General features: G+C 55.2%; 14 protein-coding genes. 9 read left to right on the top strand and 5 right to left on the bottom strand.

Annotation, left to right across the window (positions count from 1 at the left end; all coding sequences use genetic code 11):
* The first annotated feature begins 87 nt into the window (after positions 1-87).
* From ppnN to ACMYSP_RS17355, 3 genes are all read left to right on the top strand, one after another.
* Positions 88-1,455 (top strand): nucleotide 5'-monophosphate nucleosidase PpnN, encoded by a 1,368-nt coding sequence (gene ppnN, locus ACMYSP_RS17365; protein ID WP_434583285.1) that lies wholly within the window; start codon positions 88-90, stop codon positions 1,453-1,455.
* Between the two features lie 598 nt (positions 1,456-2,053).
* The gene (locus tag ACMYSP_RS17360; protein ID WP_123756704.1) at positions 2,054-3,343 is read left to right on the top strand and encodes an HAAAP family serine/threonine permease; all 1,290 of its coding nucleotides are present in this window, start codon (positions 2,054-2,056) and stop codon (positions 3,341-3,343) included.
* A 54-nt stretch (positions 3,344-3,397) separates the two neighbouring features.
* On the top strand, positions 3,398-4,765 hold the full coding sequence (locus tag ACMYSP_RS17355) for an L-serine ammonia-lyase (RefSeq protein WP_434583283.1): 1,368 nt from the start codon (positions 3,398-3,400) through the stop codon (positions 4,763-4,765).
* 73 nt (positions 4,766-4,838) lie between these two features.
* Here the strand turns inward: ACMYSP_RS17355 and kduI are convergent, their stop codons facing one another.
* Positions 4,839-5,675 (bottom strand): 5-dehydro-4-deoxy-D-glucuronate isomerase, encoded by an 837-nt coding sequence (gene kduI, locus ACMYSP_RS17350; protein WP_434583282.1) that lies wholly within the window; start codon positions 5,673-5,675, stop codon positions 4,839-4,841.
* Between the two features lie 396 nt (positions 5,676-6,071).
* Here kduI and xni point away from each other — a divergent pair, with 396 nt between their 5' ends.
* Positions 6,072-6,827 carry a flap endonuclease Xni gene (gene xni, locus ACMYSP_RS17345; RefSeq protein ID WP_434583280.1) on the top strand — a complete coding sequence of 252 codons (756 nt, stop codon included), beginning with the start codon at positions 6,072-6,074 and terminating at the stop codon, positions 6,825-6,827.
* A 60-nt stretch (positions 6,828-6,887) separates the two neighbouring features.
* Here xni and fucO read toward each other — a convergent pair whose 3' ends face one another.
* Both fucO and fucA read right to left on the bottom strand, forming a co-directional pair.
* On the bottom strand, positions 6,888-8,036 hold the full coding sequence (gene fucO, locus ACMYSP_RS17340; protein ID WP_434583278.1) for a lactaldehyde reductase: 1,149 nt from the start codon (positions 8,034-8,036) through the stop codon (positions 6,888-6,890).
* Positions 8,037-8,061: 25 nt separating this feature from the next.
* The gene (gene fucA / locus ACMYSP_RS17335; RefSeq protein ID WP_434583277.1) at positions 8,062-8,709 is read right to left on the bottom strand and encodes an L-fuculose-phosphate aldolase; all 648 of its coding nucleotides are present in this window, start codon (positions 8,707-8,709) and stop codon (positions 8,062-8,064) included.
* A 598-nt stretch (positions 8,710-9,307) separates the two neighbouring features.
* Between fucA and fucP the strand changes: the two genes are divergently transcribed.
* From fucP to fucR, 5 genes are read left to right on the top strand one after another with little or no spacing between them, the layout of a single operon-like run.
* Positions 9,308-10,618 (top strand): L-fucose:H+ symporter permease, encoded by a 1,311-nt coding sequence (gene fucP, locus ACMYSP_RS17330; protein ID WP_434583276.1) that lies wholly within the window; start codon positions 9,308-9,310, stop codon positions 10,616-10,618.
* A gap of 30 nt (positions 10,619-10,648) precedes the next feature.
* Positions 10,649-12,424 carry an L-fucose isomerase gene (gene fucI / locus ACMYSP_RS17325; protein ID WP_434583275.1) on the top strand — a complete coding sequence of 592 codons (1,776 nt, stop codon included), beginning with the start codon at positions 10,649-10,651 and terminating at the stop codon, positions 12,422-12,424.
* 52 nt (positions 12,425-12,476) lie between these two features.
* Complete coding sequence (gene fucK, locus ACMYSP_RS17320) at positions 12,477-13,895, top strand: L-fuculokinase (RefSeq protein ID WP_434583274.1); 1,419 nt, start codon at positions 12,477-12,479, stop codon at positions 13,893-13,895.
* A gap of 1 nt (position 13,896) precedes the next feature.
* Positions 13,897-14,319: an L-fucose mutarotase gene (gene fucU / locus ACMYSP_RS17315; RefSeq protein WP_434583273.1), complete on the top strand. Its 423-nt coding sequence runs from the start codon at positions 13,897-13,899 to the stop codon at positions 14,317-14,319.
* 56 nt (positions 14,320-14,375) lie between these two features.
* The gene (fucR, locus tag ACMYSP_RS17310) at positions 14,376-15,092 is read left to right on the top strand and encodes an L-fucose operon activator (protein WP_434583272.1); all 717 of its coding nucleotides are present in this window, start codon (positions 14,376-14,378) and stop codon (positions 15,090-15,092) included.
* Between the two features lie 97 nt (positions 15,093-15,189).
* Here the strand turns inward: fucR and rlmM are convergent, their stop codons facing one another.
* On the bottom strand, positions 15,190-16,290 hold the full coding sequence (rlmM, locus tag ACMYSP_RS17305; RefSeq protein WP_434583271.1) for a 23S rRNA (cytidine(2498)-2'-O)-methyltransferase RlmM: 1,101 nt from the start codon (positions 16,288-16,290) through the stop codon (positions 15,190-15,192).
* The gene (locus ACMYSP_RS17300) at positions 16,283-16,678 is read right to left on the bottom strand and encodes a DUF423 domain-containing protein (RefSeq protein WP_123756691.1); all 396 of its coding nucleotides are present in this window, start codon (positions 16,676-16,678) and stop codon (positions 16,283-16,285) included. Before ACMYSP_RS17300 ends, rlmM begins: the two co-directional genes overlap by 8 nt.
* Positions 16,679-16,689 lie beyond the last annotated feature (11 nt).

The raw sequence follows: 16,689 nt of genomic DNA, 5'->3' as shown, positions 1-16,689 counted from the left end.
GTTAACGCGTGCGCAAGGTTGTGGAAACGTCACCGGCAAGGCTATTGTAATCTCAGGAAGACGATAATCGTCCTGTAAGGAGTTCACTTGATTACACATGTTAGCCCGCTTGGTTCAATGGATATGCTGTCACAGCTGGAAGTGGATATGCTTAAACGCACCGCCAGCAGTGACCTCTATCAACTCTTTCGTAACTGCTCACTTGCTGTACTCAATTCGGGGAGCCTGACCGATAACAGCAAGGAGCTACTGTCTCGTTTTGAAAACTTCGATATTAACGTCCTGCGCCGCGAACGTGGCGTGAAGCTGGAATTGATCAACCCGCCGGAAGAGGCCTTCGTGGACGGGCGGATTATTCGCTCCCTGCAGGCCAACCTGTTTGCCGTGTTGCGCGATATCCTGTTCGTCTACGGGCAGATCCACAATACCGTGCGCCTCCCAAATCTTGATCTCGAAAGCTCGGTACATATCACCAACCTGGTGTTTTCGATTCTGCGTAATGCCCGCGCCCTGCACGTCGGCGAAGCGCCGAATATGATTGTCTGCTGGGGCGGCCACTCGATTAACGAAAACGAATATCTGTACGCCCGTCGCGTCGGCACCCAGCTCGGCCTGCGTGAGCTGAACATCTGCACCGGTTGTGGCCCGGGCGCCATGGAAGCACCGATGAAAGGCGCCGCGGTCGGCCATGCCCAGCAGCGTTATAAAGACAGCCGCTTTATCGGTATGACCGAGCCGTCAATTATTGCCGCCGAGCCGCCAAACCCGCTGGTGAACGAACTGATCATCATGCCGGATATCGAAAAGCGTCTGGAGGCGTTCGTGCGCATCGCCCACGGCATTATCATCTTCCCGGGCGGCGTGGGGACGGCGGAAGAGCTGCTCTATCTGCTGGGTATTTTAATGCACCCGGCTAACCAGTCGCAGGTGCTGCCGCTGATCCTGACCGGACCAAAAGAGAGCGCTGACTATTTCCGCGTGCTGGATGAATTCATCGTGCACACGTTGGGTGAATCGGCCCGTCGCCACTATCGCATTATCGTTGACGATGCCGCAGAGGTGGCACGGCAAATGAAAAAAGCGATGCCGCTGGTGAAAGAGAACCGCCGCGAGACCGGGGATGCCTACAGCTTCAACTGGTCGATCCGTATTGCACCTGACCTGCAAATGCCGTTCGATCCAACACATGAAAACATGGCCAACCTCAAGCTCTATCCGGACCAACCGGTAGAAGTGCTGGCGGCGGATCTTCGTCGCGCGTTTTCCGGCATCGTGGCCGGCAACGTCAAAGAGGTGGGTATTCAGGCGATTGAGAAGTTCGGTCCTTATAAGCTGCACGGCGATCCGGAAATCATGCGTCGGATGGACGAGCTGCTGCAGGGCTTCGTCGCCCAGCATCGTATGAAGCTGCCAGGCGGCAGTGCCTATATTCCTTGCTATGAAATCGGCTCCTGACAGGTAGCCCATTTCCCTGTCATTCCGGGTTACGACGCGTGGTGCCGTAACCCGCTTTTCCTGCTCTGGTTCTTCCCTGGCTCTTCCCTGGCTCTTCCCTGGTTCTTCCCTACGCCCTCCCTTGCTTTCTCCTGCGTGTTGCCTTGCCTTTCCCCGGCGCGGCTTTCCGAATGATTCAATTATTTTAAGAATCGTTTGTTCTGTTTTTACAAAGCCAATCGTTTGCGTTTCCATAAACAGCGATAAATATCACTAATAAAAACGCATTTAAGCGTGAAAACATCGTCTGCATCTCATTTTTACAGCAAAAACATCGTTATTACGCCCCACTCCTTTTATCTCATATCCTGTAAATGATAGCCTTCGCGCCACAAATATCTGGCTGATCACCAGAAACAGACTGTTGAACTAAAAATACCCACATCGAAAGTGGATTATTGCAATTGGGATCGCGATCACTGATGCATTTACCAGATAAATGTATCTTCCCGCCCCACTTGTTACGGAGAAAATCATTAAAAAACCGTAAACAAACGAATTTAGTATTACTTAATTGATTTTAATCATTATATTTGGTCGCTTCCTCCAGGAGAAACAGATGGAAACCACTCAAACCAGCACTATCGTTACGGGCGAAACCCGCAGCGGATGGCGCAAAACTGACACCATGTGGATGCTGGGCCTGTACGGCACGGCAATCGGTGCGGGCGTGTTGTTCCTGCCGATTAATGCCGGTGTCGGCGGTATGATCCCCCTGATTATCATGGCAATCCTTGCCTTCCCGATGACCTATTTCGCTCACCGCGGAATGACCCGTTTTGTGCTTTCCGGTAAAAATCCGGGCGAAGACATCACTGAAGTCGTTGAAGAACACTTTGGCGTTGGCGCAGGTAAACTGATTACGCTGCTCTATTTCTTCGCCATCTACCCGATTCTGTTGGTGTATAGCGTCGCGATCACCAATACCGTTGAGAGCTTTATGACGCACCAGCTGCAGATGACGGCACCGCCGCGTGCGATCCTGTCACTGATTCTGATCGTGGGCATGATGACCATCGTGCGTTTCGGCGAGCAGATGATTGTTAAAGCGATGAGTATTCTGGTATTCCCGTTTGTCGTCGCCCTGATGATTCTGGCGCTATACCTGATCCCTCAGTGGAACGGTGCGGCACTGGAAACCCTCTCCCTGAGCAGCGCATCCGCTACCGGTAACGGCCTGTGGATGACGTTGTGGCTGGCGATTCCGGTGATGGTGTTCTCCTTTAACCACTCACCAATTATCTCCTCCTTCGCCGTGGCGAAGCGCGAAGAGTACGGCGACGGCGCAGAGAAGAAATGCTCCAGCATCCTGGCTCGCGCCCACGTCATGATGGTTATCACCGTGATGTTCTTCGTCTTCAGCTGCGTACTGAGCCTGTCTCCGGCAGACCTGGCGGCGGCCAAAGATCAAAACATCTCGATTCTCTCTTACCTGGCGAACCACTTTAACGCACCGCTGATTGCCTGGATGGCCCCGATCATTGCAATGATTGCCATCACCAAATCCTTCCTCGGCCACTACCTTGGCGCACGTGAAGGCTTTAACGGCATGGTGATTAAGTCCCTGCGCGGTAAAGGCAAAAGCATCGAAATCAACAAACTGAACAAAATCACAGCGCTGTTCATGCTGGTTACCACCTGGATTGTGGCGACCCTGAACCCAAGCATTCTCGGCATGATCGAAACCCTCGGCGGCCCGATTATCGCGATGATTCTGTTCCTGATGCCGATGTACGCGATTCAGAAAGTCCCGGCCATGCGCAAATACAGCGGCCACATCAGCAACGTCTTTGTTGTGATTATGGGCCTGATTGCCATCTCCGCTATTTTCTACTCTCTGTTCAGCTAATCCCCCTTCGCGCCGCCCGCGGGCGGCGCGCTTCCCGACAGTACTGGATGCATCATGATCAGCGTATTCGATATTTTTAAAATCGGCATTGGCCCGTCCAGCTCCCATACCGTTGGACCCATGAAAGCGGGCAAACAATTCACCGATGACCTTATTGCACGTGGGCTGCTTGCCGACGTCAGCAAAGTCGTTGTCGACGTTTACGGCTCTCTTTCCCTGACCGGTAAAGGCCACCACACCGACATCGCCATTATTATGGGCCTTGCGGGCAACCTGCCAGACAGCGTCGATATCGACGCCATCCCGGGGTTTATTCAGGACGTCAACACCCACGGACGTTTGATGCTGGCAAACGGCCAGCATGAAGTCGACTTCCCGGTTGACCAGTGCATGAATTTCCATGCCGACAACCTGTCGCTGCACGAAAACGGTATGCGTATCACCGCCCTTAACGGCGACAAGGTGCTCTATACGCAAACCTACTACTCCATTGGCGGCGGTTTTATCGTCGATGAGCAACACTTCGGCCAGACTAATGAAGCCCCGGCCGTAGTACCTTACCCGTACAAAAATGCGGCAGATCTGCAACGACACTGCCGTGAAAGTGGGCTCTCTCTGTCCGGCCTGATGATGCAAAACGAACTGGCATTGCACAGCAAAGCACAGTTGGAACAGCACTTCGCGGCGGTGTGGGAAGTGATGAGCGGCGGCATTGAACGTGGCATTACCACCGAAGGCGTTCTGCCGGGCAGATTGCGGGTACCGCGCCGCGCCGCCGCACTGCGCCGGATGCTGGTCAGCCAGGACAATACCAACAGCGACCCGATGGCGGTTGTTGACTGGATTAATATGTTTGCTCTGGCGGTCAACGAAGAAAATGCGGCCGGTGGTCGCGTGGTCACGGCGCCCACCAACGGCGCCTGCGGTATCGTGCCGGCGGTACTCGCCTATTACGATAAGTTTATCCGTAAGGTGAACGCTAACTCGCTGGCTCGCTACCTGCTGGTCACCAGCGCCATCGGCTCGCTGTATAAGATGAATGCCTCTATTTCCGGTGCCGAAGTGGGCTGCCAGGGCGAGGTCGGCGTAGCTTGTTCAATGGCGGCGGCTGGTCTGGCAGAACTGCTAGGCGGCAGCCCGGGCCAGGTGTGTATCGCTGCGGAAATCGGCATGGAACACAATTTGGGTCTGACCTGCGATCCGGTAGCAGGCCAGGTGCAGGTTCCCTGCATCGAGCGTAATGCTATCGCCGCCGTGAAAGCGGTAAACGCCGCGCGCATGGCGCTTCGCCGCACCAGCGAGCCGCGCGTCTGTCTCGATAAAGTTATCGAAACTATGTACGAAACGGGCAAAGATATGAACGCCAAGTACCGCGAAACTTCTCGCGGTGGTCTGGCAATGAAAATCGTCGCCTGCGATTAATCAGCGCAAAAAACGCCCTGAGCAGCAACGCTCAGGGCGCTATTATCTTGCTTCAGACAGCCTTGTTCAGGCGTTAGCGCAGGTCACCGACTTTGACGTGGTCCATATCGTCAAACACCTGGTTCTCCCCGACCATCCCCCAGATAAAGGTATACGCGCGCGTCCCCACACCCGAGTGAATCGACCAGCTCGGTGAAATCACCGCCTGTTCGTTTTGCACCACAATATGCCGCGTCTCCTGCGGTTGTCCCATCATATGGAACACGCAGCTGTTCTCTTCCAGACCGAAGTAGAAATAGACCTCCATCCGGCGCTCATGCGTATGGCACGGCATCGTATTCCACAAATTGCCAGGCGCAAGCTCGGTCAGCCCCATGCTCAGCTGGCAGGTTTCCAGCACATCCGGTACGAAATACTTGTTAATGGTGCGACGGTTACTGGTCACATCCTCACCCAACACAACGGGCGCGACATCCGCAGGGGTCACGCGTTTTGTCGGATAAGTGGTATGGGCTGGCGCGCAGTTATAATAGAAACGGGATGGCTTCGCCGCATCGACGCTGGCAAAGACAACCTCTTTTGCCCCTTTCCCGACATACAACGCGTCGCGATGGCCGATTTCATAACAGGTACCATCGACGGTAATGGTGCCCGGCCCCCCAATATTGATAACCCCCAGCTCGCGGCGTTCAAGGAAGTAACTAACGCCGAGCTGTTTGCCCACTTCGCCGCCTACGCTCAGGGTCTGGGTCACCGGCATCACGCCGCCGACGATAATGCGATCGATATGACTGTAGGTCATGGTATAGCGATCGGCGGTAAAGATGGTCTCAACCAGAAACTCTTTGCGTAAGCCTGCAGTATCAAGCGTTTTGGCATGATCGCTGTGAATGCTTTGACGGATATCCATTTATGACTCCTCACTGAAAAGATCAATACAGGCGCGGCAACCACCTCTATCTCATTCATAAAAAACGATATTTAATTAAATCAATTACCCATTATTCACATTTAGTTGCGTTGAAAATATCTTATCAGTGCGGTAATAAAAACAATGTGATCCAAATTGAAATGTTATTTCAATTTTGTTTGGTTATAGTTTTTAAAAAGGATGGCATACCCAGACAGGTCACCACATTTAAGGCTATAGCCTTGTCATTTAGAACCTATCCCGGTCAGTATTCATCGCCGCTGAATATGACGCCTTTGCGCGGCGCATTCCTGAATATCCGCATGCCGATAGCCACTCCCGCACGGCTTTGATACCCTTAGGGTTTAGAGAACACCGGGCGCTAAGGGGGCATCTGTGGCCGTTCATCTGTTAATTGTCGACGCACTCAATCTGATCCGTCGCATCCATGCCGTTCAGGGCTCTCCCTGCGTGGATACCTGCCTGCATGCGCTGGAACAGCTCATCGTCCATAGTCAGCCCACACATGCCGTGGCGGTGTTTGATGATGAAGACCGCGCTCACGGCTGGCGCCACCAGCGTCTGCCGGAATACAAAGCCGGGCGCTCCCCGATGCCAGAAACGCTGGAGGCTGAAATGCCCGCGCTACGTGCGGCCTTTGAGCAACGCGGGATCCGCTGCTGGACCTTAGCAGGCAATGAAGCAGACGACCTCGCCGCCACCCTGGCGATAAAAGTCGCGCATGCCGGGCATCAGGCGACCATCGTCTCCACCGATAAAGGCTACTGTCAGCTGCTGTCACCCCCGATCCGTATCCGCGACTACTTTCAAAAGCGCTGGCTGGATGCCCCTTTCATCGCCAACGAGTTTGGCGTCACGCCCGAGCAGCTACCCGATTACTGGGGACTTGCCGGGATCAGTAGTTCAAAAGTGCCGGGGGTGGCAGGGATCGGCCCAAAAAGCGCGGCACAGCTGTTGACGGATTTTCAGGATCTGGAGGGGATCTACGCCCGTCTGGCCGACGTGCCAGAGAAGTGGCGCAAGAAGCTGGAAATGCATAAAGAGATGGCGTTTACCTGCCGCGAGGTAGCCCGTCTGCAAACTGACCTGCAGCTCGACGGCAATTTACAGCAGCTACGACTGGTGCAGTAAACGGGCATGCAACGACAGGGCGATAGCAGTATCGCCCTGTGTACTGGCCGGCAGCGTCACCTACCAGGCCGTATGATACAGCGCCACGATATCTGCCAGGCTGGCTTCCCGCGGATTGCCGCCGGTGCAAACATCGTCAAAAGCCGCCTGCGCCAGCGCCGGAATATCCTCTTTGCGCACTCCGACATCGCGTAAATGCAGCGGGATCCCAACATCGCGGTTAAGATGAAAGACCGCCTCAACCGCGGACTGACGGGCCTGCTCCAGGCTGAGCCCCTCAACGTTCTCCCCCATTGCCCGGGCAATATCGCGAAACTTCTCGCCGCTGAAGTTGGCGTTATAGCGCATCACATGAGGCAATAAAATGGCATTTGCTACCCCATGCGGGGTGTTGTAAAACGCCCCTAAAGGATGCGCCATGCCGTGCACCAACCCCAATCCCACGTTGGAGAAGCCCATGCCGGCAATATACTGCCCCAGCGCCATCGCCTCTCCCGCCTGGCGATCGCCGGCGACAGAGTCTCGCAGCGCCCCGGCAATTATCTCGATGGCTTTAATATGCAGCGCATCGGTCAGCGCCCACGCCGCCCGCGTGATGTAACCTTCAATGGCATGGGTCAGCGCATCCACCCCGGTCGCCGCTTTTAATGCCGGCGGCATGCCGTCCATCATATCGGCATCAATAAAAGCCACCTGCGGAATATCATGCGGGTCGACACAAACAAATTTGCGCCGCTTGTCTTCATCGGTGATCACGTAGTTAATGGTCACCTCAGCCGCCGTCCCGGCGGTGGTCGGGATGGCCATGATCGGCACGCTCGGCTGGCGGGTCGGCGACAGACCTTCCAGACTGCGCACATCAGCAAATTCCGGGTTATTGCTAATAATGCCGATCGCCTTCGCGGTATCCTGCGGAGAGCCGCCGCCTATTGCGATCAGATAGTCCGCACCACTGTGTTGGAATACCCGCAGCCCTTCCTGTACCACGGCAATCGTTGGATTAGGGATCGCCCCTGCAAAGAGATCCCACGTCAGCCCCGCGGCATCCATCTTGCGGGTCACCTGCTCAACCGTACCGCATTGCGCCAGATTTTTGTCGGTCACAATCAGCGCCTTACGATATCCCCGACGGGCCACTTCATCGGTTAATACGGCGATCGATCCCCGCCCAAACCATGCCGTCTCATTTAAAATCATTCTGTTCGCCATCGCTGCCTCCCGCTTGCTTTGCGAATCACTCTTCAATCCGTAACCCGTAGGTTTTGAATTTTTCCAGCACGATGGCAATCGCCTCGTCGCCCAGCACCGGAACGGGATCGACTATCGCCAGGGTACTGAGATAAAGCTGGGCCAGGACTTCCACTTCGTGGGCCAGCCACAGCGCCTTTTCCAGATTCTCTTCGCAGGCAATCAGGCCATGGTGTTGCAGCAAGGTCGCTTTGCGATTTTTTAACGCCACGGCGACAAACTCAGACAGCTCACGGGTGCCAAACGTGGCATACGGCGCGCAAGGAATCGAGTTCCCTCCGGCGGCGGCAATCATGTAGTGGATCGCCGGGATCGGACGATTGAGGATCGACACCGCCGTGCAGTGCACCGCGTGGTTATGAACAACCGCATGGGCGTCGGGCCGGGTCTGGTAGGCCGCCATATGGAAACGCCACTCGCTCGACGGCAGTTTCCCCTGCTCGTGCTGGCCGTTTGCATCGATCCACACAATGTGCGATTCGCTCAGCTTTTCATAAGGAATGCCCGTCGGGGTAATCAACATTCCCCCCTGATAACGCACGCTGACATTCCCTGCGGTACCCTGGTTCAGCCCCAGTCGGGTCATCTCCAGGCAGGTATCAATAATCTGCCGCGCCAGTCTGTTCCGTTCCATTCTTAACCTCTCTCAGTGATTCATAACCCGACCAACAGAACCGTTCTCACGCTGCTCTGGTTCTGTTGAATAAGCTTTATAGTTACTCGCTATGATCATATTGAATAATCAGAATGGAATTTACATCAGCGTATTCTGTGACCCCCATCAACTAATTCCAGTGGTTTAATACCAACATCATCTCTTTCACCATATAAAAATGACCGTTATTTATTTTCTATTTTTAAACGGTCATTTTTCAATGAGATTTAACAACTGACCGTTTTCACCACAATAAATTAAATCGGTCACTCCGACTGTGGCTTTTAAATTAAATCATCGCAAACGGTCATTCTTTTATGAAATTTAAAGTGATAGCTATCACATAAAACCACCGTTACCTGGGGAAATGTGACCGCTATCATATTAAAAGCCCTTTTTTATTTGAAAATGACCTCCACGAATTCATTTACCCCGCGATTTATTCAAAATGCAGTGTCGTGGCAAACGGTGAATAACGAGTCTGTACGCCCAGGCACTCACCCTGTTGATGGTCTGGTGAACAATATCAACCGCACTCTTAAGATGCTGATAATGCTTCTGAACTAATGAGGATGCTATGGGAAACACAACAATACAAACGCAGAGCTTTCGCGCGGTCGATGTCGGCCAACGCCAGCGCTATATCATTCCATTTGCCTTACTGTGTTCATTATTTTTTCTGTGGGCTGTCGCCAATAACCTTAATGATATTTTGCTGCCACAATTCCAGCAGGCCTTTACCTTAAGTAATTTCCAGGCCGGTTTGATTCAGTCGGCATTTTATTTTGGTTACTTTGTCATTCCTATCCCTGCCGGGATACTGATGAAAAAGCTTAGTTATAAAGCGGGTATTATTACCGGATTGTTCTTATATGCTTTCGGTGCGGCGCTATTCTGGCCCGCTGCTGAAATAATGAATTACACTTTATTTCTGATCGGCCTTTTTATTATTGCAGCCGGACTCGGGTGCCTTGAAACCGCAGCCAACCCTTTTGTCACGGTATTAGGGCCGGAAAGCGGCGGCCACTTTCGTCTCAATCTGGCACAAACGTTTAACTCCTTTGGCGCCATTATTGCGGTGGTATTCGGGCAAAGTCTTATTTTGTCACGCGTGCCGCATCAATCTCAGGACGTGCTCGATAAACTGACCCCTGAGCAACTCAGCGCCTACAAACACAGCCTGGTCTTGTCGGTTCAGACCCCGTACATGATTATCGTCGCTATCGTGCTGCTGGTTGCTCTGCTGATCATGCTGGCAAAATTCCCGGCGCTACAGAGTGACGACCACAGTGAAACCGAACAGAGCTCCTTCATGGCCTCATTTGCCAGACTTGCCCGTATTCGCCACTGGCGCTGGGCGGTGCTGGCACAATTCTGCTACGTCGGTGCGCAAACCGCCTGCTGGAGCTATCTGATCCGCTACGCCATTGAAGAGATCCCCGGCATGACCCCAGGGTTCGCCGCTAACTACCTGACCGGCACGATGGTGTGCTTCTTTATCGGTCGTTTTAGCGGAACCTGGCTTATCAGCCGCTTTGCCCCGCATAAAGTGCTCGCGGCCTACGCCCTGCTGGCCATGGTGCTGTGTCTGATCTCTGCCATCAGCGGTGGGCATATCGGCCTGCTGGCCTTGACGTTGTGCAGCGCATTTATGTCCATTCAATACCCAACCATCTTCTCGCTGGGGATCAAAAATCTCGGCCAGGACACCAAGTACGGGTCGTCGTTTATCGTGATGACGATTATCGGCGGTGGGATCGTCACGCCGGTGATGGGCTTTGTCAGCGATGCCGCCGGCAATATCCCGACCGCAGAACTGGTCCCGGCGCTGTGCTTTGCCGTCATCTTTATTTTTGCCCGCTTCCGTTCACAAGCGGCAACACACTGAACATTTTCCGAATAACGTGAGGAGTCTGAAATGAAAAGTATCAGCTTACCGAAAATTGGTATTCGCCCGGTGATTGACGGACGTCGTATGGGGGTTCGCGAGTCGCTGGAAGAACAAACCATGAACATGGCGAAAGCCACCGCCGCGCTGATCGGCGAGAAGCTCCGTCATGCCTGCGGCACGCAGATTGAGTGCGTGATTGCCGACACCTGTATCGCTGGCATGGCGGAATCCGCCGCCTGTGAAGAGAAGTTCAGCCGTCAAAACGTCGGCGTGACGATTACCGTCACCCCTTGCTGGTGCTACGGCAGCGAAACCATCGACATGGACCCGATGCGCCCGAAGGCCATCTGGGGCTTCAACGGCACCGAGCGTCCCGGCGCCGTGTATCTCGCCGCCGCGCTGGCCGCCCACAGCCAGAAAGGCATTCCGGCCTTTTCTATTTATGGCCATGACGTTCAGGATGCCGACGACAATACCATTCCGGCCGACGTCGAAGAAAAACTGCTGCGTTTTGCCCGCGCCGGGCTGGCCGTTGCCAGCATGAAAGGCAAAAGCTACCTCTCTGTTGGCGGGGTGTCGATGGGTATTGCCGGTTCCATCGTCGACCATAACTTCTTTGAATCCTGGCTTGGGATGAAGGTCCAGGCGGTGGACATGACCGAGCTGCGCCGCCGCATCGACCAGAAGATCTATGACGAAGTCGAACTGGAGATGGCGCTGGCCTGGGCGGATAAAAACTTCCGCTATGGCGAAGACCAAAACGCTCAGCAGTATAAGCGCAATGAGGAACAGAGCCGCGCGGTACTGAAAGAAAGCCTGCTGATGGCGATGTGCATTCGCGACATGATGCAGGGCAACAGCAAACTGGCGGAAAAAGGGTTGGTTGAAGAGTCGCTGGGCTTTAACGCCATTGCCGCCGGCTTCCAGGGTCAGCGCCACTGGACCGATCAATACCCCAATGGCGATACCGCCGAAGCGCTGCTCAACAGTTCCTTCGACTGGAACGGCGTACGTGAACCGTTTGTGGTCGCCACCGAGAACGACAGCCTTAACGGGGTGGCGATGCTGATGGGCCACCAGCTAACCGGTACCGCACAGATCTTTGCCGACGTGCGTACCTACTGGTCGCCGGAAGCCGTCGAACGCGTCACCGGCCAGCCTCTCACCGGTCTGGCACAGCACGGCATTATTCACCTGATTAACTCCGGTTCAGCGGCGCTCGACGGATCTTGTAAACAGCGGGACGGCGCCGGTAACCCGACGATCAAACCACACTGGGACATTACGCAACAGGAGGCCGATGCCTGCCTGGCGGCCACCGAATGGTGCCCGGCGATCCACGAATATTTCCGCGGCGGCGGCTTCTCTTCCCGCTTCCTGACCGAAGGCGGCGTGCCGTTTACCATGACCCGCGTGAACATCATCAAAGGACTGGGGCCGGTACTGCAAATTGCCGAAGGCTGGAGCGTCGAATTACCTGAAGATGTTCATGCTCAATTGGATGCCCGGACCAACTCCACCTGGCCCACCACCTGGTTTGCGCCACGCCTGACCGGCAAAGGCCCGTTCGCCGATGTCTACTCGGTGATGGCTAACTGGGGCGCCAATCACGGAGTCCTGACCATTGGTCACGTCGGTGCTGACTTTATCACCCTGGCGTCGATGCTGCGTATTCCGGTCTGCATGCACAACGTGGATGAGGGCAAAATCTACCGTCCTTCCAGCTGGTCGGCACACGGCATGGACAGCGAAGGCCAGGATTATCGCGCCTGTCAGAATTACGGACCGCTGTACAAACGTTAATGCGCTGCGCCCTCCCCACACGGGAGGGCGTAATTGTTTGCTGGGAGAGATTATGAAAAATGAAGTCATCCTGGTCCTCGATTGCGGCGCCACCAACGTGCGGGCCATCGCTGTCGATCGCCAGGGGAAGATTGTCGCCCGCGCATCGACCGCCAACGCCAGCGAGAGTGCCTACGAGAATGCGGCCTGGCACCAGTGGTCGCTGGAAGCCATTCTGCAGCGCTTCGCCGAGTGCTGCCGGCGTCTGGCCGCGGAACTGGCTCACTGTCGGATCCGCGGCATCACCGTCACCACTTTCGGCGTGGACGGCGCGCTGGTCGATGAACAGGGCGAACTGCTCTACCCGACTATCAGCTGGAAATGCCCGCGTACGCTCGCGGTGATGGAAAACATCGGCCGCATCATGACCCCGCAACGGCTACAGGAAATTTCCGGCGTCGGCGCATTCAGCTTCAATACGTTATACAAGCTGGTATGGCTCAAAGAGAACCACCCGCAGCTGCTGGAAAAAGCGCACGCCTGGCTGTTTATCTCCTCGTTAATCAACCACCGCTTAACCGGAGCCTTCACCACCGATATCACCATGGCGGGCACCAGCCAGATGCTCGATCTTCATCAGCGCGATTTTAGCCCGGCGATCCTCGGTGCCGCCGGGATTCCTCGTCGCCTGTTTCCTGCGCTGGTTGAAGCCGGTGAGCAAATTGGCGTCCTGCAACATGCGGCCGCCACGCTGCTAGGGCTGCCTGCCGGGATACCGGTATTCTCTGCCGGTCACGACACGCAATTTGCCCTGTTTGGCGCTGGCGCGCAGCAGGATGAGCCGGTGCTCTCCTCCGGGACCTGGGAAATCCTGATGGTGCGTAGCGCCAGGGTTAACACATCATTGCTCAGCCAGTATCCCGGTTCTACCTGCGAGCTGGACAGTCGGGCCGGACTGACTAACCCCGGCATGCAGTGGCTGGCATCCGGCGTGCTGGAGTGGGTACGCCAGCTGCTCTGGAGCGCAGAAACTCCGTGGCAAACCCTGATTGACGAGGCCCGCAGGATCCCCGAGGGTGCCGGGGGGGTGACCATGCAGTGCGATCTGCTCGCCTGCCAGAATGCCGGCTGGCAAGGCGTCACGCTCAATACCACCCGCGGCCATTTTTATCGCGCCGCGCTGGAAGGCTTAGCCGTCCAGCTGCGAAATAACCTGCGTACCCTTGAAACCATCGGCCACTTTAAGGCCAGCGAACTGCTGCTGGTCGGCGGCGGCAGTCGCAACCTGCTGTGGAATCAAATCAAAGCCAACATGTTGAATATCCCAATCAAAGTCCTGGATGACGCCGAAACCACCGTCGCCGGCGCGGCAATGTACGCCTGGTCTGGCGCGGGGGAGTTTGCCACGCCCGAGGAGGCCAGAGCCCAGGTGAACTATCATTACCGTTACTTTTATCCGCAAACCGAACCTGAACTGACAGAGGGAGCCTGAAATGTTAAAAACGATCTCTCCACTTATCTCTCCGGAACTGCTTAAGGTGCTGGCTGAGATGGGCCATGGGGATGAAATTATTTTCTCCGATGCGCACTTTCCTGCCCACAGTGTCGGGCCGCAGGTACTGCGTGCCGACGGTCTGCTGGTCAGCGATCTGCTGAGCGCGATTATTCCGCTGTTTGAGCTCGACAGCTACGCACCGCCGCTGGTGATGATGGCGGTGGTTGAGGGCGATACGCTCGACCCGCAGGTGGAAACGCGCTACCGCGACGCGCTTTCGTACCAGGGCTCCTGCCCGGAGATCACGCGTATTGACCGTTTTGCCTTCTATGAACGGGCGCAAAAAGCCTTTGCGATCGTTATCACAGGCGAGCGAGCTAAGTACGGGAATATTCTTTTAAAAAAAGGAGTAACGCCGTAATCTCATGCCGGAGCGTCCGCCTGATGCGGGCGCTCATCGAATGACAGGATGAGACAATGAAAGCGGCACGCCAGCAAGCGATAATAGACCTGCTAATCAGCCACAGTAGCCTGACGACCGAAGCCTTATCGCTCCAGCTTAACGTCAGTAAAGAGACGATTCGCCGCGATCTCAGCGACCTGCAGTCCAGGGGCAAAGTGTTGCGTAACCACGGGCGGGTCAAAATCATTCATCGGGAGAGCCAGGACAGCGGCGATCCGTTTCACATCCGCCTCAAAAGCCATTATGCCCATAAAGCGGACATCGCCCGCGGCGCGCTGGCGTGGATCGACGAAGGGATGGTGATCGCCCTGGATGCCAGCTCCACCTGCTGGTATCTGGCCCGCCAACTGCCGGACATCAACCTGCACGTTTTTACCAACAGCCAGCCCATTTGCCAGGAGCTGAGCAAACGCGAAAATATTCAGCTCACCTGCTCCGGCGGCACTCTGCAACGCAAATATGGTTGCTACGTCAGTCCGTCGCTGATCTCCCAGCTCAAGTCGCTGGAGATCGATCTGTTTATTTTTTCCTGCGAGGGCATCGATAGCAACGGTGCATTGTGGGATTCGAACACCGTAAATGCCGAGTTTAAATCGCTGCTGCTCAAACGCGCGGCACAGTCGTTATTGTTGATCGATAAAAGTAAGTTTAACCGTTCAGGAGAAGCCAGTATTGGCCATCTTGATGATGTGACACATATCATTTCTGATGAACAACTGGCGGTGAAGTAGCGCCATCGTCGCCGCGGACACGGCGCCGACAAGCGGCGCCGTGATACCCTCATCATGCTGCAACTGAAGGTAAGTCTTTCCGGGCGTGCTTTTGCGCTTAGCGCTCGTCCCGACGCCCGCCAACCGCCGCCCACAGGCGACGGATGTGTACGGTCACTTCTTCACGATCGTGATACAGCTGACGCGCCTGAATCTGCGCATTGATGCCATGTTCGTCCAGCTGTTCCTGGATAAAGGCAAGGTTACGCGACAGCTCTTCGTAACGCTTTTTCATCGGCAGTTTGAGGTTGAAAATGGTTTCACGGCACCAGCCATTCACCAGCCATTGGGCCATCAGCGCCGCCACTTTAGCCGGTTTTTCCACCATATCGCACACCATCCACGAGATGTTGTTACGGGTTGGGCGGTAGCGGAATCCATCTTCACGTAACCAGGTCACCTGCCCGGTATCCATCAGGCTCTGTGCCATCGGGCCGTTGTCCACGGAAGAGACCCACATATTGCGTTTGACCAGCTGATAGGTCCAGCCGCCAGGGCAGGCCCCCAGATCCACCGCATACATGCCGTTACCCAGGCGCTCGTCCCACTCATCGGCCGGGATAAAGACGTGGAACGCCTCTTCCAGCTTCAGCGTTGAACGGCTCGGCGCATCGGACGGGAACTTAAGACGCGGGATCCCCATATAAAATGGCGAATTGTTGGTGGTGTAGGAATAACCGGTGTAGCAGCAGCCCGGGGCAATAAAGAACACGTGTACTACCGGGCGTTTTGGCGTTTCGTAGTTGGTCAGCACGCCAGCTTCACGCAGCGCGGCGCGCAGCGGAACCGTCAGTTTGCGGCAGAACTTCATCAGCTCTTTGCTTTCGTTGGTGTCGGCAACTTCAACCCGTAGATCGCCCCCCTTCTCCACCACGCCCTGCAGCATGCCGACAATCGGTGTGATGCGGTCTTCTGTCGGCAGGTCGCGCAGCAGCTCACCAACGACAAACATCTGACGGGCAAAGACCAACGAGCTGAACGGCAGTTCGCGCACCAGCTTGTCGCCATCTTCCATCTGATAGCATTCAAAAATGACATAGCCAGAGTCTTCTTTAACTCTGGCAAAGCCAAAGACGTCAAGGCGGGAAGCCTTGTCCGTAATTTCTGCTGCGCACTCCTTCTCAAACCCGGGGCGACAATAGAGGACAACCTTATTCATGAACAACGCCCTTACGTTTCAGACGAATTGCACCAATTAACATTAATACCCAACCGGCGAGGAAGCTCACGCCTCCCACCGGCGTAACAAACGCCCACAGGCGTAAATGCGACAGCGCCAGGCAATAGAGGCTGCCGCTGAATAATACGGTACCGAGCGCCATAAACACGCTGCTCCAGTAGAACCAGATGCTGATGCGACGCTGCATCGCCACCGCCAGGCCGAAAATCGCCAGCGTATGGAACGCCTGGTACTCAAGCCCGGTATGGATCCAGGCCATTTCCGTCGCCCCTATGGTGCGACTCAGCACATGTGCGCCAAAGGCGCCCAGAGCAACAAAAATAAAACCGCTGATCGCGGAGAATATCAGCATAAAACGGCTGGTCATGTTTTTACCCT

This window comes from Klebsiella sp. R390, from assembly GCF_051131745.1.
Classification (GTDB): domain Bacteria; phylum Pseudomonadota; class Gammaproteobacteria; order Enterobacterales; family Enterobacteriaceae; genus Klebsiella.
Note: the sequence above shows the minus strand (reverse complement) of the source record. Positions and strands in the feature narration are given on the sequence as shown.